General features: G+C 69.8%; 19 protein-coding genes and 2 tRNA genes. 11 read left to right on the top strand and 10 right to left on the bottom strand.

All coding sequences use genetic code 11. The features are described from left to right. Positions 1–4: 4 nt before the first annotated feature. Complete coding sequence (gene glgX, locus ACWIDW_RS01795) at positions 5–2,074, bottom strand: glycogen debranching protein GlgX (RefSeq protein WP_454122479.1); 2,070 nt, start codon at positions 2,072–2,074, stop codon at positions 5–7. A gap of 138 nt (positions 2,075–2,212) precedes the next feature. Between glgX and ACWIDW_RS01800 the strand changes: the two genes are divergently transcribed. The 3 genes from ACWIDW_RS01800 to ligA all read left to right on the top strand — a co-directional run bounded on the left by ACWIDW_RS01800 (position 2,213) and on the right by ligA (position 6,894). After that, a complete protein-coding gene (locus ACWIDW_RS01800) occupies positions 2,213–3,367 on the top strand; it encodes a cysteine desulfurase family protein (RefSeq protein WP_454122481.1) in 1,155 nt (384 codons plus the stop codon). 38 nt (positions 3,368–3,405) lie between these two features. Then, a complete protein-coding gene (gene mnmA / locus ACWIDW_RS01805; RefSeq protein WP_454122482.1) occupies positions 3,406–4,503 on the top strand; it encodes a tRNA 2-thiouridine(34) synthase MnmA in 1,098 nt (365 codons plus the stop codon). Between the two features lie 72 nt (positions 4,504–4,575). Beyond that, positions 4,576–6,894 carry an NAD-dependent DNA ligase LigA gene (gene ligA / locus ACWIDW_RS01810; protein ID WP_454122484.1) on the top strand — a complete coding sequence of 773 codons (2,319 nt, stop codon included), beginning with the start codon at positions 4,576–4,578 and terminating at the stop codon, positions 6,892–6,894. 13 nt (positions 6,895–6,907) lie between these two features. Here the strand turns inward: ligA and ACWIDW_RS01815 are convergent, their stop codons facing one another. After that, positions 6,908–7,183 carry an acylphosphatase gene (locus ACWIDW_RS01815; protein ID WP_454122485.1) on the bottom strand — a complete coding sequence of 92 codons (276 nt, stop codon included), beginning with the start codon at positions 7,181–7,183 and terminating at the stop codon, positions 6,908–6,910. Positions 7,184–7,208: 25 nt separating this feature from the next. On the opposite strand from ACWIDW_RS01815, the gene ACWIDW_RS01820 reads away from it, so the two are divergent. Beyond that, on the top strand, positions 7,209–7,373 hold the full coding sequence (locus tag ACWIDW_RS01820; RefSeq protein WP_454122487.1) for a hypothetical protein: 165 nt from the start codon (positions 7,209–7,211) through the stop codon (positions 7,371–7,373). Between the two features lie 135 nt (positions 7,374–7,508). Here ACWIDW_RS01820 and ACWIDW_RS01825 read toward each other — a convergent pair whose 3' ends face one another. Next, a complete protein-coding gene (locus ACWIDW_RS01825) occupies positions 7,509–9,332 on the bottom strand; it encodes a DEAD/DEAH box helicase (RefSeq protein ID WP_454122489.1) in 1,824 nt (607 codons plus the stop codon). A gap of 41 nt (positions 9,333–9,373) precedes the next feature. Beyond that, on the bottom strand, positions 9,374–11,074 hold the full coding sequence (locus ACWIDW_RS01830) for a long-chain-fatty-acid--CoA ligase (protein WP_454122490.1): 1,701 nt from the start codon (positions 11,072–11,074) through the stop codon (positions 9,374–9,376). Positions 11,075–11,122: 48 nt separating this feature from the next. Here ACWIDW_RS01830 and gatC point away from each other — a divergent pair, with 48 nt between their 5' ends. Genes gatC through ACWIDW_RS01855 form a run of 5 tightly spaced genes read left to right on the top strand, consistent with a single transcriptional unit; the run spans position 11,123 to position 16,371 of the window. Then, positions 11,123–11,422 carry an Asp-tRNA(Asn)/Glu-tRNA(Gln) amidotransferase subunit GatC gene (gatC, locus tag ACWIDW_RS01835; RefSeq protein ID WP_071644104.1) on the top strand — a complete coding sequence of 100 codons (300 nt, stop codon included), beginning with the start codon at positions 11,123–11,125 and terminating at the stop codon, positions 11,420–11,422. Further along, a complete protein-coding gene (gene gatA, locus ACWIDW_RS01840) occupies positions 11,419–12,936 on the top strand; it encodes an Asp-tRNA(Asn)/Glu-tRNA(Gln) amidotransferase subunit GatA (RefSeq protein WP_454122492.1) in 1,518 nt (505 codons plus the stop codon). The genes gatC and gatA overlap by 4 nt, the downstream gene beginning before the upstream one ends. Next, positions 12,936–14,450, top strand: coding sequence for an Asp-tRNA(Asn)/Glu-tRNA(Gln) amidotransferase subunit GatB (gene gatB / locus ACWIDW_RS01845; RefSeq protein ID WP_454122493.1), 1,515 nt, complete (start codon positions 12,936–12,938; stop codon positions 14,448–14,450). The genes gatA and gatB overlap by 1 nt, the downstream gene beginning before the upstream one ends. Positions 14,451–14,500: 50 nt before the next feature. Beyond that, complete coding sequence (gene dinB / locus ACWIDW_RS01850; RefSeq protein ID WP_454122495.1) at positions 14,501–15,757, top strand: DNA polymerase IV; 1,257 nt, start codon at positions 14,501–14,503, stop codon at positions 15,755–15,757. 29 nt (positions 15,758–15,786) lie between these two features. Continuing rightward, positions 15,787–16,371: a hypothetical protein gene (locus ACWIDW_RS01855; RefSeq protein WP_454122497.1), complete on the top strand. Its 585-nt coding sequence runs from the start codon at positions 15,787–15,789 to the stop codon at positions 16,369–16,371. On the opposite strand, the gene ACWIDW_RS01860 is transcribed toward ACWIDW_RS01855, so the two are convergent. From ACWIDW_RS01860 to ACWIDW_RS01870, 3 genes are read right to left on the bottom strand one after another with little or no spacing between them, the layout of a single operon-like run. Further along, positions 16,361–16,846, bottom strand: a complete 486-nt coding sequence (locus tag ACWIDW_RS01860) for a DUF2017 family protein (protein ID WP_454122499.1) — start codon at positions 16,844–16,846, stop codon at positions 16,361–16,363. The two genes, ACWIDW_RS01855 and ACWIDW_RS01860, sit on opposite strands and share 11 nt — an antisense overlap. Beyond that, complete coding sequence (clpS, locus tag ACWIDW_RS01865; protein WP_454122500.1) at positions 16,843–17,133, bottom strand: ATP-dependent Clp protease adapter ClpS; 291 nt, start codon at positions 17,131–17,133, stop codon at positions 16,843–16,845. Before clpS ends, ACWIDW_RS01860 begins: the two co-directional genes overlap by 4 nt. Then, complete coding sequence (locus tag ACWIDW_RS01870) at positions 17,130–17,474, bottom strand: metallopeptidase family protein (protein WP_454123229.1); 345 nt, start codon at positions 17,472–17,474, stop codon at positions 17,130–17,132. Before ACWIDW_RS01870 ends, clpS begins: the two co-directional genes overlap by 4 nt. 214 nt (positions 17,475–17,688) lie before the next feature. Here ACWIDW_RS01870 and ACWIDW_RS01875 point away from each other — a divergent pair, with 214 nt between their 5' ends. Then, positions 17,689–18,300, top strand: coding sequence for a CueP family metal-binding protein (locus tag ACWIDW_RS01875; RefSeq protein ID WP_454122502.1), 612 nt, complete (start codon positions 17,689–17,691; stop codon positions 18,298–18,300). 43 nt (positions 18,301–18,343) lie between these two features. Here ACWIDW_RS01875 and ACWIDW_RS01880 read toward each other — a convergent pair. After that, positions 18,344–18,419: transfer RNA gene (locus tag ACWIDW_RS01880), tRNA-His, on the bottom strand. A gap of 36 nt (positions 18,420–18,455) precedes the next feature. Further along, positions 18,456–19,082 carry an oligoribonuclease gene (orn, locus tag ACWIDW_RS01885; RefSeq protein WP_454122504.1) on the bottom strand — a complete coding sequence of 209 codons (627 nt, stop codon included), beginning with the start codon at positions 19,080–19,082 and terminating at the stop codon, positions 18,456–18,458. 48 nt (positions 19,083–19,130) lie between these two features. On the opposite strand from orn, the gene ACWIDW_RS01890 reads away from it, so the two are divergent. Next, positions 19,131–19,202 (top strand) — tRNA-Arg (locus ACWIDW_RS01890). Between the two features lie 5 nt (positions 19,203–19,207). Here the strand turns inward: ACWIDW_RS01890 and ACWIDW_RS01895 are convergent. Next, entirely contained in the window at positions 19,208–19,471 is a 264-nt protein-coding gene (locus ACWIDW_RS01895; protein ID WP_452323216.1) for a hypothetical protein, read from the bottom strand. Positions 19,472–19,510 lie beyond the last annotated feature (39 nt).

A 19,510-nucleotide genomic window follows, 5' to 3' on the forward strand; every position in this document is an offset into this window, starting at 1 on the left:
CGCGTCACTCGACCCGGAAGAGCTGCATTGAGGTGCCCGCGATCGGCAGGACCTCGCCGGGCGCGTATCGACGCTGCTCGCTGCGCGGCGCCTCGTCGGCGCTGGACCACAGCGACGTGAACGAGGTCACGTCATCGAGCCCGTCGGGCAGGCGGACATCGATCGGAGCCTCGGTGCCGTGCACGATCAGCAGGATGCGGTTGCTCTCGCCGTCGCGCGGGTCGCTCGTCGCGACGTACTGCAGGGTGCGGTGACGGGGATCGTTCCACTGCTCGGCGGCCATGGTCTCGCCGTTCTGGTCGAACCACTCCATCTCCGACGCCTCGGGGACGTGCTCGCCGAGCACCGCGTAGCGCGCGGGGCGCAGCGCGCGGTTCTCGGCACGCAGACGCGTGAGCAGCGAGACGTGCGCCCGCAGGTCCTGCTGCCACGGCTCGTGGGTCCAGTTCAGCCAGGTGAGGGGGGAGTCGTGGCAGTAGGCGTTGTTGTTGCCCTTCTGCGTGCGGCCGAACTCGTCGCCGGCGGTGATCATCGGGATGCCGGCCGAGAGCAGCAGGGTGCCGATCAGGTTGCGCATGGCGCGGCGTCGTGTGGCGAGGATCGCAGGATGGTCGGATTCGCCCTCGACCCCGTGGTTGAACGACCGGTTCACGTCGGCGCCGTCGCGGTTCTGCTCGCCGTTGGTCTCGTTGTGCTTGACGTCGTAGCTGACGAGGTCGTGCAGCGTGAAGCCGTCGTGGGCGGTGATGAAGTTGATGCTCGCGAGAGGCCCGCGCTCGGGCGAGTACGTGTTGGCGGAGCCGGCCAGGCGATTGGCGAACCCGCCGACGCCGACCGGAGCCGAGGCCCGCCGGGCGTAGTCGATGTCGCTGAGCCAGAAGTTGCGGGCACGGTCGCGGAAACGGTCGTTCCACTCACTCCATCCGGCCGGGAAGTTGCCCGTCTGCCAGCCGCCGAGCCCGACGTCCCACGGTTCGGCGATGATCTTCACGTCCTGCAGTGCGGGATCCTCGGCGATGGCCTGCAGCAGGGGGTGCTCGCGGTCGTATTCGTGGCCGCCGTCACGCGCCAGGGATGTGGCGAGATCGAAGCGGAACCCGTCGATCTGCATCTCGGTGGCCCAGTAGCGCAGCGAGTCGAGCACGAGACGTGCGGGCGCGTCTGCCGACGTGTTGAGCGTGTTGCCGCAGCCGGTGGTGTCGACGTAGGCGCCGTCGTCGAGCTGACGGTAGTAGAGCGCGTTGTCGATGCCGCGGAAGCTGGATCGCGGGCCGCCGAGGCCCTCCTCGCTGGTGTGGTTGTAGACGACATCGAGGATGACCTCGAGGCCCGCCTGGTGCAGCAGCTTGACCATGCCCTTGAACTCGTCGAGCACGGCCTCCGGGCCGCCGCGGCGGGCGGCTTGGGTGGCGTAGGCGGTGTGCGGCGTGAAGAAGTTGAGGGTGTTGTAGCCCCAGTAGTTGGTCAAGCCGCGCTCGAGCAGTCGCGGCTCGGGCACGAACGCGTGCACCGGCAGCAGCTGGATGCTCGTGACGCCGAGCTCTGTCAGGTACTCGATCATCGCGGGGTGTGCCAGGCCGGCGTACGTGCCGTGCAGCGCGGCGGGCACACCGGGGTGGCGTTTGGTGAGGCCCTTGATGTGGCCCTCGTAGATGACGGTCTCGTCCATCGGCACGGCGGGCTTTCGCACGTCGTCCCAGTCGAAGCCGTCGGCGATGACCACCGAGCGCCATTCCTGGTATCCGCCGCCCTGCGCGAGGCCGCGGGCGTAGGGGTCGAGCAGCAGGGTCTCGGAGTTGAACACGTTGCCCGGACCGTGGGGGCCGTCCACGCGCAGCGCGTAGCGCGTGCCCGGCTGCAGCAGGTCGGTGGTCACCTCCCAGATCCCGGCCGTCTGCCTCTCGAGCGGCAGCGTGGCCGTCTCCCAGTCGAGGTCGTGCTCGTCGAAGATCACGACCTCGACGGACGATGCGTTCCCGGACCAGACGCGCAGCGTTCCGCCGCCGTCGTGCAGGCGCACGCCGAGATGGTCGAGAGCGTCGCCGCCGAGTGGCGGTGCGGGCTGAGCGGGCATGGAGTCCAGACTAAGCGGGGAGAGGCTCCGTTGATGAATCTCCGTCCCGCGTCGGGTGGCCCTCGGTCTCACGGCGATGGTGCCACCCGCCGGGTCTGTGCTCAGCCGCGGCCACCGGGGCGGTGGGAGGATGGTCTGATGCGGCACTACCTCGATCACGCGGCGACGACGCCGCTGCGCGCCGCTGCCCGTGACGCCTGGCTGACAGCATCCGAGATCGTGGGCAACGCGTCGTCGACCCACGGCGCCGGCCAGGCTGCTCGCCGCCTGCTCGAGGACTCCCGCGAGCGGGCCGCAGCCGTCGTCGGCTGCGACCCGATAGAGGTCGTGTTCACGTCGGGCGGCACCGAGTCGATCAACACCGCGCTGCGCGGCATGTGGACGGCCCGCGCCGGGGCAGCGCGGGCGATCGTGCTTCCGGATGCCGAGCATCACGCCACCATCGACACCGTCGGCGCCCTCGAGCGCGAGGGCGCCCTGGTGCGACCGGTTCAGGTCGACGAACTCGGCCGGATCGCCGTGTCGGCGTTCACCGCCGCCCTGGACGGTGCGGCTCTCGCGACCGCCCTCATCGCCAACAACGAGGTGGGCACCGTCAACGACGCGGCCGCGCTGAGCCGTTCGGCGGCGTCGGCAGGCATCCCGCTGCACCTCGACGCGGTGTCGGCCTTCGGCCACCTGCCCGTGGTGTTCCGCGAGCTGAGGGGCGACGCGCCCGCGGGTGCCGGGCTTGTGGCGCTGAGCCTCGCCGGGCACAAGATCGGCGCCCCGGTGGGAACCGGCATGCTGGTCGCGGCCCGCAGCGCGCGGATCGCACCGCTGCTGCACGGCGGGTCGCAGCAGCGCGGTCTGCGCGCCGGCACGCAGGACGTGCCGGGAGCGGCGGCCCTGGCCGTGGCGCTGGAGGAGACCGAAGGCGAACGTGTGCGGGAGAGCGACCGCCTCGCCGCGCTGCGCGACCGGCTCGTCGCCGGAGTCCTCGCCGCCGTCCCCTCGGCGAGGCTGCTCGGGGATCCGGTCGATCGCCTGCCCGGCAATGCGCATCTGCTGTTCCCGGGGACGGTGGGGGAGAGCCTGCTGTTCCTGCTCGACATGGCCGGCATCTCGGCATCCACCGGATCGGCATGTCAGGCCGGCGTCGCCGAGCCCTCGCACGTCGTGCTGGCGATGGGGCGCAGCGAGCAGGACGCCCGAAGCGTGCTGCGGTTCACGCTCGGGGCGACCTCGACCCCGGCGGACGTCGAGGCGGTGCTCGCCGCGATCCCGGATGCCGTGGCGCGCGCCTCACGCTGACGGGAGCCGTCCAGGCGAGCGCTCGTAGACTGGAGTCCATGCGAGTTCTGGCGGCGATGAGCGGCGGTGTCGATTCGGCGGTGGCTGCGGCACGCGCGGTCGACGCCGGGCACGAGGTGGTGGGAGTGCACCTCGCGCTGTCGCGGGCGGGCGGCACCCTGCGCACCGGGAGCCGTGGCTGCTGCACCGTCGAGGACGCGCTGGATGCCCGGCGCGTGGCGGATCTGCTCGGCATCCCGTTCTACGTCTGGGACTTCTCGGAGCGTTTCCGCGACGACGTCATCGACGACTTCATCTCGGAGTACAAGGCGGGCCGCACCCCCAACCCGTGCCTGCGCTGCAATGAGAAGATCAAGTTCGCCGCGCTCCTGGAGCGGGCGATCGAACTGGGCTTCGATGCGGTCTGCACCGGTCACTACGCGACCCTCGTCGACGGCTCCGGCGGGCTCGAGCTGCACCGCGCGTCGGACTCCGCCAAGGACCAGTCGTACGTGCTCGGTGTGCTGAACGCCGAGCAGCTGGCGCACACCTACTTCCCGCTCGGCGACACGCCGTCGAAGGCGCTCGTGCGGGCCGAGGCTGCGGCGCGCGGCATCACCGTCGCGCAGAAGCCGGACAGTCACGACATCTGCTTCATCCCCGACGGCGACACGCGCGGCTGGCTCGCGGAGAAGGTCGGCACGGCGACCGGCGACATCGTCGACCGCAGCGGCGAGGTCGTGGGCAGTCACGACGGCGCCCACGCGTTCACCGTCGGGCAGCGCCGGGGCCTGCGCCTGGGCACACCGGCCGCGGACGGCAAGCCGCGCTTCGTGCTCGAGGTGCGACCGGTGTCGAACACCGTGGTCGTCGGCCCGAAGGAGGCGCTGGCGATCGCCGAGATCGCCGGTCAGCGCTTCTCGTGGGCCGGCGCCGCGCCTGCAGAGACGGACTTCGCGTGCGAGGTGCAGATCCGCGCGCACGCCGACCCGGTGCCCGCTCGAGCGCAGGTGACCGATGACGGCGTGCGCGTCGTGCCCGAGGTGCCGCTCGACGGAGTCGCGCCCGGCCAGAGCGCGGTCATCTACGTCGGCACGCGCGTGCTCGGGCAGTTCACGATCGACACGACCGTCTCTGCCGTGCCGGTCGACGCCTGAGCTCCCTCAGACGGAGCGCACGTCGGGCGTCAGGCCCGCCGCGCTGTCGGTGCCCGCTCGTAGACTTGCGGGGTGCCTGAGAACATCTCGCTGACCGACGCCCGCGCCGAAGCCGAAGAGCTCACGTCTCGCATCCTCGAGGCGAAGGACGCGTATTACGGACGCGACACGTCTCTCGTCGACGACGCGACGTACGACGGCTGGATGCGGCGGCTCGAAGAGCTCGAGCGCCTGCATCCCGAGCTGCAGGGACAGGACTCGCCCACCCAGATGGTGGGCGCGGCCGAGGCCACGGGCCTTGCGACGATCGAGCACGCCGAGCGGATGCTGAGCCTCGACAACGTGTTCTCGCTCGACGAGCTGCGTGACTGGCAGGTCAAGACCGCGGCAGCTGCCGGACGCGACGTGGCCTGGCTGACCGAGCTGAAGATCGACGGGCTGGCCATCAACCTGCGCTACGAGAACGGCGTGCTCTCGTCAGCGGCCACGCGCGGCGACGGACGGGTGGGCGAGATCGTGACCGAGAACGCGCTGCGCCTCGCCGACATCCCCGAGCGGCTCAGTGGCGAGGGGCATCCTGAGATCGTCGAGGTGCGCGGCGAGGTGTTCATCCCGGTCGCCGCGTTCGAGCGGCTCAACGCGGCGCAGGCGGCGTTCCGGGATCGCGCGTACGCCGAAGCGCTCGAGCGGTGGGAGGCACGAGGCGGCGCGAAGCGTCCGTTCGACGAAGAGAAGGCCCGCACCGCCGCCGCACGACGATTCCCCGCCTTCGCCAATCCACGCAACGCCGCCAGTGGGGGACTGCGTCAGCAGATCGACAAGAAGACCGGCCTCGAACTCGAAGCGGGTCTGCTCCGCATCGACTCGCTCTCGCTGTACGTGCACGGCATCGGCGCCTGGCCGGATCCTCCGGTCGCCGCACAGAGCGAGGTGTACGACCTGGTGGCGAGCTGGGGCCTGCCGACGAGCCCGCACACGAAGGTGTGCCACTCGATCGACGAGGTCGCCGACTTCGTCACCCACTTCGGCGAGCACCGCCACGACATCGAGCACGAGCTCGACGGCATCGTCGTCAAGGTCGACGAGCTCGCCCTGCACGATGAGCTGGGCATGACCAGTCGCGCGCCGCGCTGGGCGATCGCCTACAAGTACCCGCCCGAAGAGGTGCAGACCACGCTGCTCGACATCGTCGTCTCTGTCGGCCGCACCGGCCGCGCGACGCCGTTCGCGGTCATGGCGCCCGCACATGTGGCGGGTTCCGTGGTGCGTCAGGCGACCCTGCACAACAAGGACGTCGTCAAGGCCAAGGGTGTGCTGATCGGCGACACCGTCGTGCTCCGCAAGGCCGGCGACGTGATCCCCGAGGTGCTCGGCCCTGTCGTCGAGAAGCGTGACGGCAGCGAGCGCGAGTTCGTCATGCCGACCGGATGCCCGGAGTGCGGCACCCCGCTTCGCCCGATGAAAGAGGGCGACATCGACCTGCGGTGCCCGAACGCGCGATCCTGCCCGGCTCAGGTGCGAGGGCGTGTGGAGCACATCGGCTCGCGCGGGGCGCTCGACGTCGAGGCGCTGGGCGAGGTGACCGCCGCGGCGCTGACGCAGCCGAGCCATCCGGCAGTGCCGCCGCTGGACACCGAGGCAGGTCTGTTCTCGCTGGATCTCGCGCAGATCGTGCCGATCGAGGTGGTGGTGCGCGATTCCGAGACGGGCCTGCCGAAGGAGGACGACGACGGCATCGTCAAGACCCGGTCGCCGTTTCGCCGCAACGCGACGGCCGCCGAGAAGAAGCAGGGTGTCGAAGGGCCCCAGCCGTCGTCGGCCGCCGTCAAGCTGCTCGCCGAGCTCGAGAAGGCCAAGACGAAGGAGCTGTGGCGGCTGCTGGTCTCGTTGAACATCCGGCACGTCGGCCCGGTCGCCGCGCGTGCTCTCGCGCAGTGGTTCGGATCGCTGGATGCCATCCGCGCGGCGTCCCGCGAGGATCTCGCCGCCGTCGAAGGAGTCGGCGGGATCATCGCCGACTCGCTGCTGGAGTGGTTCGAGGTCGACTGGCACGTCGACATCATCGATCAGTGGACGGCGGCGGGCGTGCAGTGGGCGACGCCGGGGCATCCGGGGCCGGGCGCAGCGGTCGCCGAGGGGGGAGTGCTCGACGGGCTCACCGTCGTCGCCACCGGATCCCTCGACGGCTACACGCGCGACGGTGCGCAGGAGGCGATCATCAAGGCCGGCGGCAAGGCGGCGTCCAGCGTCTCGAAGAAGACCGACTTCGTCGCGGCGGGTCCCGGCGCGGGCTCGAAGCTCGCGACGGCGGAGGAGCTCGGCATCCGCGTTCTCGACGCCGCCCAGTTCCACGTGCTCGTCACGGAAGGGCCGGCGGCGCTCGACGCCTGATAAGCGGGAGCCGTCACGCCGTCGGGCGGATCTCGAACGCGTCCTGGCGGTCGAACCCGATGTCGGTGATCTGCAACGCGTCCACTCGAGCTGAGCGCGGACCCTGCCGCAGGGCCGAGATGACCTCGCCAAGAGCCTCGCCGTCGCCGTGCAGCTCGGCCTCGACGGTGCCATCGCGGCGATTGCGCACCCAGCCGACGATCCCGCAGGTCATCGCCGTCTCACGGGCGAACCACCGATAGCCGACGCCCTGGACGCGACCGCTGACGATCACTCGCACCGATCTCATGCGCATAGCCTAGGCAGCATGGCCGTTGACACCGCAGACGCATCGACACGAGCTGCGCGAACGCGCCGTCGCCGCGCGGTGCCGGCAGCTCGACCTCGACTCCGGCGTGCAGCGCTTCGACGCACACCGGTTCTACCTGCGAGAGCGGATGAACATCGACGCCCACCACTTCTCGCAGTACCTCGGCTGACCGTCGCATCCGGGTCGTGAGCACCCGGTGTGACGTCGGGAATCTCAGATCATCCACCCGCCGTGCGGCGTGTCGCGGCCGATTGGCACGCGACACGCCGTCAGGCGTCTGAAGTTTCCGACGGCGGGCGGGGTCTCAGCCCTTGTGCCTGGGCTTGCGTTCGGGGCGGTCGTCGCGCTGGTACCCACGGTCGTACCCGCCACGGTCGTCCCGGTCGCGCGGCGTGCGACGGCTCGGCACGCCACGGTCGGGGCGGATCTCGATGAGCCTGCCCGAGATCCGGGTGTCGCGCAGCTTGTCGAGCACCGCCGGATCCATGTTCACGGGCAGCTCGACGATCGAGAAGTCCGGCTTGATCGCGATCGCGCCGAAGTCGTCGCGTCCCAGGCCGCCCTCGTTCGCGAGCGCGCCCACGATCTGCCGCGGCTCGACGCGGTGGCGCCGGCCGACCTCGATGCGGTACGGCGCGTAGTCGCCGCGACCGCGGCGCTCGCGCGGTCCGCGGTCGCTGCGGTCGGACGATCGGTCCTGACGCTCGCGCGGCGGACGGTTGTCACGCTCGATCGCTCGCGACAGCTCGTCGTTCTCGGGGTCGAGCAGCAGCGGCGTCTCGCCCTGGGCGACCACGGCCAGCGCCGCGGCGACGTCCGCCTCGGGCACATCGTTGTTGCGCACGTAGTGGGCGATGATGTCGCGGAACGCCTCGATGCGGCGGGTCTCTCCGAGGGCTGCGGTGATCGCGTCGTCGAAGCGCGCGAGGCGCGTCGAGTTGACGTCCTCCGTGGTCGGCAGCTGCATCTGCGCCGGCTGCTGGCGGGTCGCCTTCTCGATGTGCTTCAGCAGGTAGCGCTCGCGCGGCGTGATGAAGCTGATCGCGTCACCGGTTCGGCCTGCACGGCCGGTGCGCCCGATCCGGTGCACGTACGACTCGGTGTCGGTGGGGATGTCGAAGTTCACGACGTGGCTGATGCGCTCCACGTCCAGCCCGCGGGCGGCGACGTCGGTGGCGACGAGGATGTCGAGCTTGCCGTCCTTGAGCTGATTCACGCTGCGCTCGCGCTGGACCTGCGGAACGTCGCCGTTGATCGCGGCCGCGGAGTAGCCGCGGGCGCGGAGCTTCTCGGCGAGGGTCTCGGTCTCGTTCTTCGTGCGGACGAAGACGATCATGCCGTCGAAGTTCTCGATCTCGAGGATGCGGGTGAGGGCATCCACCTTCTGCGCGTAAGAGACGACGAGGTACCGCTGGGTGATGTTCTGGTTGGTGGTGGTCTTGCCCTTGATGGCGACTTCTTCGGGCTCGTTCAGGTACTGCTGGGCGAGGCGACGGATCGTCGCGGGCATCGTCGCCGAGAACAGCGCGACCTGCTTGTCTTCGGGGGTCTGGGCGAGGATCTGCTCGACATCCTCGGCGAAGCCCATCTTCAGCATCTCGTCGGCCTCATCCAGCACGAGATACTTCAGCTCCGAGAGGTCGAGCGTGCCCTTCGCCTGGTGGTCCATGATGCGGCCCGGCGTGCCGACGACGATGTGCACGCCGCGGCGCAGCGCAGACAGCTGCACGCCGTATGCCTGCCCGCCGTACACGGGAAGCACGCGCACGTCCTTCATCCGGGCCGAGTACGCCTCGAACGCCTCGCACACCTGCAGGGCGAGCTCGCGCGTGGGGGCGAGCACGAGCACCTGCGGCGTCTTCTGACCGAGGTCGAGGTTCTCGAGCACGGGCAGCGCGAACGCCGCGGTCTTGCCGGTGCCGGTCTGCGCCGTTCCCAGCACGTCGCGCCCCTGCAGCAGCAGGGGGATCGTCGCCGCCTGGATGGGCGACGGGGTCTCGTAGCCGAGATCCTTGATCGCCTTGAGCAGCGAGCCGGTGATGCCCAGCTCCTCGAATCCGGGAGCGGTCGCGCTCTCGTCGGGGGTCTCGGGCGCGTCAGGGGCAGGGGCGATGTCGTCGGCAGTCACCTGTCAACGATAGTGGGTGCGGATGGGAGAGTGCTGGCCGTTCAGCTGCCCGAGGTCAACGCCAGCAGGCGGTCCTTCACCTGCCGGCGCAGCACCTTGCCGATCAGCGACTTCGGCAGCTCGTCGACGACGAAGACGCGACGCGGCACCTTGTACGGCGTGAGGATGCTGCGCGCGAACGCGCGGATGGCTTCGACATCGACGTCCTTGCCGTCCTCGATGACGATCGCGGCGACGACCTCCTCGCCGGAGCGGTCGCTCGGCAGTCCCACGACGGCCGCGTCGACGACATCCGGATGCTGGCGCAGGGCGCCCTCGACCTCGGTGGGCGCCACGTTGAAGCCGCCCGTGATGATGAGCTCTTTGATGCGGTCGACGATGCGCACGAAGCCGGCCTCGTCGATCGTGACGATGTCGCCGGTGCGGAACCAGCCGTCGACGAACACCGCCTCGGTCTCCTCGGGCTTGCCGTAGTAGCCGGAGAACACCTGGGGGCCGCGCACGATCAGCTCGCCGGCCGACCCGGCCGGCACGTCGACGGTCGGATTCTCGGGGTCGACGACGCGGCACTCGGTACCGGGAAGCGGCAGCCCGACGGTCCCGGCCACCCGGTTCTCGGCGACCGGGTTGGCCATCAGCACGGGGGAGCACTCGCTCAGCCCGTAGCCCTCGACGAGGTAGCCGCCGCTGGCCTCTTCGAACGGCACCACGAGGTCGTGCGACAGCGCCATCGCGCCCGAGATCGCGATCTCGGTGCCGGCGAGCGACACGCCCTTCTCCTTGGCTGCGGACAGAAGTCGCTCGGCGATCGGCGGCACGAGCGGCAGGAAGGTCGCCGGATGCCTCTTCGTCACCTGCAGCACGAGGTCGGGCTCGAACTTCGGGAACAGCACGAGCCGTGCGCCCATCGACATCGCGAAGGTCAGGCACAGCGTGAGCCCGTAGGCGTGGAACATCGGCAGCACCGCGTAGACGACGCAGCCGTCGCCGCGCGTGATCGACGGCACCCAGGCCTGAGCCTGCGCCGCGTTCGCGAGCAGGTTGCGGTGGGTGAGGGCCGCGCCCTTGGGCGTGCCCGTGGTGCCGGAGGTGTACTGGATGATCGCGAGGTCGTCGGTTCCCGGACGCGGGTGCGATGCGGGAAGCGGGGCGGATGCCACAAGCGAATCCCAGCTGATCGCACCGCGCACCTTCGCCGTCAGGGCCGCGCGCGACTCACGGGCCTTCGCGATCGGCAGCTTCAGCATCAGCTGCATCCTGCGCGGCATCGCCGTCGTCACGTCGACCGAGACCAGGCTCGTGACCGCCAGATCGGCGGGGAACTCCTGCACGGTCTCGACCACCTTGCTCCAGACGATCGCGTGTCTGGCACCGTGGTCTTCGAACTGCTTGCGCAGCTCACGCGGCGTGTAGAGCGGGTTGTGCTCGATCACGACGGCACCGAGGCGGAGCACGGCGTAGAACGCGACGATGTGCTGCGGGCAGTTCGGCAGCACGATCGCCACCGGGTCGCCCGGGCCGACACCGAGGTCGCGCAGGCCGGCGGCCGCCCGCTCGATGGCATCCTGCATCTCGCGGTAGGTCGTTTCGCGCCCGAAGAACTGCAGCGCCGGGGCGTCCGGGTAGTCGCGCACCGAGGCCTCGACGATGTCGATCAGCGAGCCGGTCACCGGCGGCAGGTCCTGCGGGACCCCTTCGGCGTAGCTTGCGGTCCATGGGCGCGGGGGAGCGAACTCGGTCACGAGTTCCAGCTTACGTGTGCGCACCTCGCGCTCTCGTAGACTGGGGTGGTGTCTGAAATCACCCCTGATCTCGTACGCCATCTCGGCGTGCTCGCGCGCATCCAGCTCTCCGACGACGAGGTGACTCAGCTGACCGGTCAGCTCGATGCCATCGTCGACAACATCGCGAAGGTGTCGGAGGTGGCCACGCCAGACGTCGTCGCCACCAGCCACCCGATCGCGATGAGCAACGTCTTCCGTCCCGACGAGGTCGGCGAGACGCTCACGCTCGAGCAGACGCTGAAGAACGCCCCGGATGCCGCAGACGGCCGCTTCCGTGTGACCGCGATCCTGGGAGAAGAGCAGTGAGCGACATCATCCGGCTGAACGCCGCCGAGCTCGGCGAGAAGATCGCCGCCGGCGAGATCTCCAGCGTCGAGGCGACGCAGGCCCACCTCGACCGCATCGCCGCGGTCGACGGTGACGTGCACGCCTTCCTGCACGTCAACGAGCACGCCCTCGCTGCGGCCGCCGAGGTCGACGCGCGCCGTGCCGCGGGCGAGCAGCTCGGCCCGATCGCCGGTGTGCCGCTCGCGGTCAAGGATGTGCTCGTCACGACCGACATGCCCTCCACGAGCGGCTCGAAGATCCTTGAGGGCTACATGTCGCCGTTCGACGCCACCGTCGTGGCGCGCTCGCGCGCCGCCGGCCTCGTGCCGCTGGGCAAGACGAACATGGACGAGTTCGCGATGGGCTCGTCGACGGAGTTCTCCGCCTACGGCCCGACCCGCAACCCGTGGGATCTCGACCGCATCCCCGGCGGTTCAGGTGGCGGCTCCGCCGCGGCCGTCGCGGCCTTCGAGGCCCCGCTCGCGCTCGGCTCCGACACCGGCGGATCGATCCGCCAGCCCGCGCACGTGACCGGCACCGTCGGCATCAAGCCGACCTACGGCGGCGTCAGCCGCTACGGCGCGATCGCGCTGGCATCCAGCCTCGACCAGGTCGGCCCGGTGACCCGCACCGTGCTCGACGCCGGGCTGCTGCACGATGTGATCGGCGGTCACGACCCAAAGGACTCCACCTCGCTTCCGCAGGAATGGCCGTCGTTCGCCGCCGCGGCCCGCGAGGGCGCGTCGGGTCAGGTGCTCAAGGGGCTGAAGGTCGGCGTCATCACCGAGCTGCCCGACTCCGGCTTCCAGGCAGGCGTCGCCGCATCCTTCCGCGAGTCGCTGGCCCTGATGGAGGCACAGGGCGCCGAGATCGTCGAGATCTCCGCTCCGCACTTCGAATACGGTGTCGCCGCGTACTACCTGATCCTGCCCGCAGAGGCGTCGAGCAACCTCGCGAAGTTCGACTCGGTGCGCTTCGGCCTGCGCGTCACCCCCGACGGCAACCCGACGGTGGAGGACGTCATGTCGGCGACCCGCGAAGCCGGCTTCGGCCCCGAGGTCAAGCGCCGCATCATCCTCGGCACCTACGCCCTGTCTGCCGGCTACTACGACGCCTACTACGGCAGCGCGCAGAAGGTGCGCACGCTCATCCAGCAGGACTTCGACCGGGCCTTCGCGCAGGTCGACGTCATCGCGACGCCCTCGGCGCCGACGACCGCGTTCAAGATCGGCGAGAAGATCGACGACCCGCTGCAGATGTACCTGAACGACCTGACGACCATCCCGGCGAACCTGGCCGGCGTGCCCGGCATCTCGATCCCGTCGGGCGTGGCGGCCGAAGACGGTCTGCCCGTCGGCATCCAGTTCCTCGCGCCTGCGCACGAGGATGCCCGTCTGTACCGCGTCGGCGCGGCTCTCGAAGCCGCGCTCCTCGACTCGTGGGGTGAGCCGCTGCTCGCCCGCGCTCCGCAGCTGCTGGGAGGAACCCGCTGATGGCCACCGCCAAGCTCATGGACTTCGACAAGGCTCTCGAGATGTTCGAGCCCGTGCTCGGCTTCGAGGTGCACGTCGAGCTGAACACCCGCACGAAGATGTTCTCGGATGCCCCGAACCCGGCGAACGACGAGTTCCACGGCGCTGAGCCGAACACGCTGATCGCCCCGGTCGACCTGGGTCTGCCGGGGTCGCTGCCCGTGGTCAACGCGACGGCCGTGCGCTCGTCGATCAGCCTGGGTCTCGCGCTCGGCTGTTCGATCGCCGAGTCCAGCCGCTTCGCCCGGAAGAACTACTTCTACCCCGACCTGGGCAAGAACTACCAGATCTCGCAGTACGACGAGCCGATCGCCTTCGAGGGATCGGTCGAGGTCGAACTCGAGGACGGCACTCTGGTGACCATCCCGGTCGAGCGTGCGCACATGGAAGAGGACGCCGGCAAGCTCACCCACATGGGCGGGGCGACCGGTCGCATCCAGGGGGCCGAGTACTCGCTGGTCGACTACAACCGCGCGGGTGTGCCGCTGGTCGAGATCGTCACCAAGCCGATCTTCGGCGCCGAGCACCGAGCTCCCGAGTACGCCAAGGCGTACATCGCCGCGATCCGCGACATCGTGCGCGGCCTCGGCATCTCGGAGGCGCGTCTCGAGCGCGGCAACCTGCGCTGCGACGCGAACGTGTCGCTGCGTCCCCGCGGCCAGGAGAAGCTGGGCACCCGCACCGAGACGAAGAACGTCAACTCGATGCGCTCGGTCGAGCGTGCCGTGCGATACGAGATCCAGCGTCAGGCCGCGATCCTCGCGGACGGCGGCACGATCATCCAGGAGACCCGTCACTGGCACGAGGACACCGGCACCACATCGCCGGGCCGCCCGAAGTCCGACGCCGACGACTACCGCTACTTCCCCGAGCCCGATCTGCTGCCCGTGCAGCCCTCGCGCGAGCTCGTGGAGGAACTCCGGTCGGTCCTGCCCGAGCAGCCCGTCGCGCGTCGCCGTCGGCTGAAGGCCGACTGGGGCTTCACCGACCTCGAGTTCCAGGACGTGCGCAACGGCGGGCTGATCGACGAGGTCGAGGCCACGATCGCGGCCGGTGCCGCGCCGGCAGCCGCGCGCAAGTGGTGGACGGGCGAGATCACCCGCATCGCCAACGCCCAGGAGCGCGAGGCCGCCGGCCTCGTCTCACCCGCCGACGTCGCCGCTCTGCAGGGCCTGGTGGATGCCGGGACTCTGACCGACAAGCTCGCCCGTCAGGTGCTCGAGGGCGTCATCGCCGGTGAGGGAACGCCGCAGCAGGTCGTCGACTCGCGCGGGCTGGCCGTGGTCTCGGACGACGGTGCGCTCATCGCGGCCATCGACGAGGCGCTGGCTGCGCAGCCCGACGTTCTCGCCAAGATCCAGGACGGCAAGGTGCAGGCCGCGGGGGCCGTCATCGGCGCCGTGATGAAGGCCATGAAGGGTCAGGCCGACGCCGCGCGCGTGCGCGAGCTGATCCTCGAGCGCGCCGCGCAGTGACCACCGGGTGCCACCGACGCGATGTCGGTGGCACCGGTCAGGATGGATGCATGGGACGCGGTGACGGATCGGGCCGCATCGTCTCGCCGGAGGGCGCGGACGACACCGGCACGGGCATCCTGCACGTCGACATGGATGCCTTCTACGCAGCGGTCGAGGTGCTCTACGACCCGTCGCTGCGTGGCCTGCCGCTGATCATCGGCGGGCGCGACGGGCGCTCGGTGGTCTCCAGTGCGTCGTACGAGGCCCGCCGCTTCGGAGTGCGCAGCGCGATGCCGGTCGGACAGGCGCTGCGGCTGTGCCCGACCGCGCGCATCGTGCCGCCGGACTTCACCCGCTACCAGGCGGTCTCCGCGCAGGTGATGGAGATCTTCCAGAGCATCACCCCCCTCGTCGAGCAGCTCTCGATCGACGAGGCGTTCCTCGACGTGCGTGGAGTGCGCCGGCTGTGGGGGAGTCCGGGTGAGATCGCGGGGCTGATCAGACGACGGGTGCGCGACGAAGTCGGCATCACGTGCAGCGTCGGAGTCGCCGCCACGAAGCACGTCGCGAAGATGGCGTCGACCGTCTCCAAACCCGACGGGATGCTCGTGGTCCCCGCCGCGCGGACGCAGGAGTTCCTCGATCCCCGGCCGGTCGGCGCCATGTGGGGTGTCGGGCCGAAAGCTGCCGAAGCACTGCAGCGCCGGGGCATCCGGCTGATCCGTGACGTGCGGGAGGCACCGCCTGAAGCGCTGGAGCGCGCCGTCGGCCCCGCGCTGGGGCAGCGGATCCAGGATCTGGCCCGCGGTCTCGACGCCCGTGCCGTCGAGACGGAGCGGGCGGAGAAGAGCGTCGGTCACGAGGAGACCTTCGACCGCGACATCGACGATGCCGACCTGCTTCGCTCGGAGCTGCTGCGCCTCGCCGACCGTGTCGGAGCGCGCCTGCGCACCTCGGGGTGGCATGCGGGAGCCGTGGCGATCAAGATCCGTTTCGCGGACTTCACCACGCTGAGCCGCACCGTGTCGCTGCCCGAGCCCACCGACGTCGGCCAGCGCATCGGAGAGACGGCGATCGCCCTCTTCGCCCAGATCGAGCGCAGGGATCCGGTGCGGCTGGTCGGAGTGCGGGCCGAGAAGCTGCGTGCGGCCGGGACGTCGGCGATGGCGCTGTGGGATGACGACGAGGATCAGCGTCGCCTCGAGGGCGCGCTCGACGACGCACGGGCGCGATTCGGCATCGGCATGATCACCCGGGCACGTCACGTGGGTACGACGGATCGGCGCGGAAGCGGGGTCGAGCCGCGGCCGTTCGGCCGGGAATGACCGCCACGCCGGTTCGATAGCGTGGTGTCATGTCGACAGCATCCGCCCGCGATCCCTTCGGAGAGCAGCTCAGCGCGGCGACCGCCCGTATCTGCGATGCGGTCACCGCGGTGTCGGCATCGAACCCGGTCGTGATCATCGACGGCCGCAGCGGCGCCGGCAAGAGCAGCCTGGCGGCCCGCGTCGCCCGAGCATGGCCGCTCAGCACGCCCGTGCAGATGCTCGCGCTCGATTCGATCTATCCCGGCTGGGACGGGCTCGAGCGCGGTGGGCAGATCGCCCGCGAACAGGTGCTGCGTCCGCACGGGCGCGGTCTGATCGGCATCTGGCGGCGTTGGGACTGGGAGCTGGAGGAAGAGGCCGAGGCCCACGCGGTCGACCCGTCCCTCGGCCTGATCGTCGAAGGCTGCGGGGCGCTCACACCCGCAACGGCCCCGCTCGCGGATGTCACCGTCTGGGTCGACGGGCCACGCGATTCGCGACGGCGACGCGCTCTCGAGCGCGACGGTGACGGCTTCCGCAGCCACTGGGACATGTGGGCGGCGCAGGAGGACGCGCACATCGCGCGGCACGAGCCGCAGAGCCTCGCCCACGTGCAGGTGGCTACGCCGTAGCGGCGTCCGCATCGTCGGCGCGCTGGATCAGATCGTCCAGCCGGTACCCGAGCCAGTCGTACACGTGGAACCGCGCGTCGTGCGGGTCGTGACGGTCATCGTGGTCGACGCCGAGGCGTGACGCGACGACCAGCCTGATCGCGGCGAGGGTGCGCATCCACGCGTCGACGTGGGCGGCGGGGATGGCGACGTCGTGCGCGGCGAGCACATCGCGATCGTCATCGTCGATGTCGAAGTCGATGAGACCCTCACGCACGACGAGGGCGTCCTTGCGGCGGCGGTCGAACAGCTCGTCCCTGGTGCTGCGGCGGAACTCCGCTGCCGCGGCGCCGTCATCCGGGTAGGCGACGGGAGCGAGTCGTGCCAGCGCGGGATCGGCGTCCGTGCGCGGCCGTGCGACGAGGTCGAGGAACTCGTCGATCAGATGCAGCAGATTGCGTCCTTCGATCCAGGCGATCGAGATCGACACACTCACTGCGGAACCCGTCGGATGGTGGCCCACAGCCCGAAGTCGTGCATCGCCTGGGCGTGCACCTCCATCGTCTCCCGCGGCCCGGTGGCGACGACGGCGTGCCCGTCGTTGTGCACCGCCAGCATGAGGGCCGTCGCGCGCTCTTCGGGGTACCCGAAGTAGCGACGGAACACCCGCACGACATAGCTCATGAGGTTGACCGGGTCATCCCACACGACCAGCTGCCAGGGCACCAGCGGCGCGACCGTCAGCTGCTCGTCGAGCAGGGGAGTGGATGCCGGGATGCTCATGCCCACCCCAGCTCGTGCAGCTGCTCGTCGTCGATGCCGTAGAAGTGCGCGATCTCGTGGACGAGCGTGGTGTGGATCTCGTCGCACAGCTCGTCTTCGTCCGCGCAGGCGGCGAGATGCGCGTGCCGGTAGACGATGATCCGATCCGGCAGCTCGCCCATGCCGTACTGGCCGCGCTCGGTGAGGGCGAATCCCTCATAGAGGCCGAAGAGGTCGCTGCCGTCGTCGGGTTCGTCCTCGACGACGAAGACGACGTTGTCGAGTCCGTCGACCATGTCGTCGGGCAGCTTGTCGAGTTCCTCGACGACGAGCGCCTCGAACTGCTCGAGGGTCAGGCTCATGCCACCGTCGGGCAGAGCCTGCGCGTCGGAGTCGAGAGAGGAGGACATGCTCCGATGCTAGCCGGGGCGCACCTCGGGGCGGGGCGTCTCTGCCGAGGACTCATAGGCTCGATGAGTACCGTCTCGACCGGAGAAGAAGATGGCGCGTCGCCCCGTGCGGCGCCGTCAGCGCCGACTTCTCGCCCCGCCGAGACGATGAGGAGCACGCCTCGCCATGCGCACCCGAATGATCACCCCGGCCGTCGTTCTCGCCCTCACGGGCGCTCTGCTGCTCGCCGGCTGCGCACCCGCCGGGCAGACGACGGACTCGGCGGGCCACGGCACGTCGGCACCCTCCGCCGGGCCGAGCCTCGAAGAGCTCTCCCGCACCGACGTGCGCACGCTCGTCGACCGGCTCGATCGTGCGCCGCTCAGCGAGCGGGATGATGCGGTGATGGCTTCGATCCGCACGGACCGCGTCGTGCTGGCCGGCCCCGACGGATCGCAGGTCGAGATGCCGATGCCGGACGGCATGACCTACATCTCCTTCGCTCCGTACCGCTCGCAGACGCACGACTGCACCTTCCACGCGCCGAGCTCGTGTGTCGGCGAGCTGCGCAACACCGAGCTGCAGCTGAGCATCACGGACGTTGCCACGGGGCAGACGTACGTCGACGAGCAGACGCGCACGTTCGACAATGGCTTCATCGGCGTGTGGCTTCCGCGCGGCATCACCGCCGAGGTCGTCACCGTGATCGGCGACAGCGAGGCCAGGGCTGTGGTCTCCACCGTGAACGCTGACGACCCGACCTGTATCACGACGATGCCGCTGCAGACGCGCGGCTGACACGACGAAGCCCCCGGGTTCATGACGAACCCGGGGGCTTCTCTGGGGTGAGTAACGGGGCTTGAACCCGCGACCCCCGCGACCACAACGCGGTGCTCTACCAGCTGAGCTATACCCACCATGTGCCTGCCTGAGCGGGCGACTCGACAAGTCTATTACATGTTCAGAGTGAACTCTGACACCGTGCGGTCGGCGATGTCGCGCGCCTGCTCGGAGGAGGGTCCGGGAGCGTCGGCGAACACCGCGGAGCGGTAATAGCGCAGCTCGCGGATCGACTCGAGGATGTCGGCCAGGGCCCGGTGGCCGCCGTTCTTCTCCGGAGCCTGGAAGAACACCCGGGGGTACCAGCGACGCGCGAGCTCTTTGATGCTCGAGACGTCGACGTTGCGGTAATGAAGGTACTGGTCGATGTTCTGCATGTACGTGGCGAGGAACATCCGGTCGGTGCCGATCGTGTTGCCGGCCAGCGGAGCCTTGCGCTCGAGGGGGACGAAGCGCTTGATGTACGCGAGCGTCTGCTCCTCGGCATCGGCGAGGCTGACGCCGTTCGGGATCTCGTCGATCAGGCCCGAGGTGCGGTGCATCTCAGTGACGAAGTCGTTCATGTTCGCGAGGGCGGCGTCGCTCGGCTTGATGACGATCTGGAAGCCGGGGTCGAGCAGGTTCAGCTCGAAATCGGTGACCACGACAGCGATCTCCACGAGTTCGTCGACCGAGAGGTCGAGGCCCGTCATCTCGCAGTCGATCCACACGAGCCGGTCGTTCTCAGCAGCAGAAACCATGGTTCGATCCTAGCGACGGGGCCCGACACGGTAATCTGGAGCCGGCACGCCTCCTTAGCTCAGAGGAAGAGCATCGGCTTTCTAATCCGTTGGTCGCAGGTTCGAATCCTGCAGGGGGCACCTCGTCAGTTCCGCAGCGCGGCGACCGCATCGTCGGCATCCCAGAACTCGCCGATCAGGCGGAAGGCTCCGGATGCCAGGTGCAGACGCTCCGCGCGATAGCGGATGCCCAGGGGGTCGGCGATCACGCGCAGATGTCCGCGGATGCGCCCGCGGGCGTCGACGACGCGCCACAGGTGGTCGCCTGCCCTGTCGAGGTGTTCGGCGCGCGTGCGCAGCGCGGGGGTCTCCCACAGCAGAGCGGGGTGTGTCTCAGTCAGCGATGTCATGCTGTCTCCTTCCCTGATTCGAACATATGGACGGCCACC

The sequence above is a fragment of the Microbacterium sp. NPDC055312 genome (assembly GCF_053645675.1).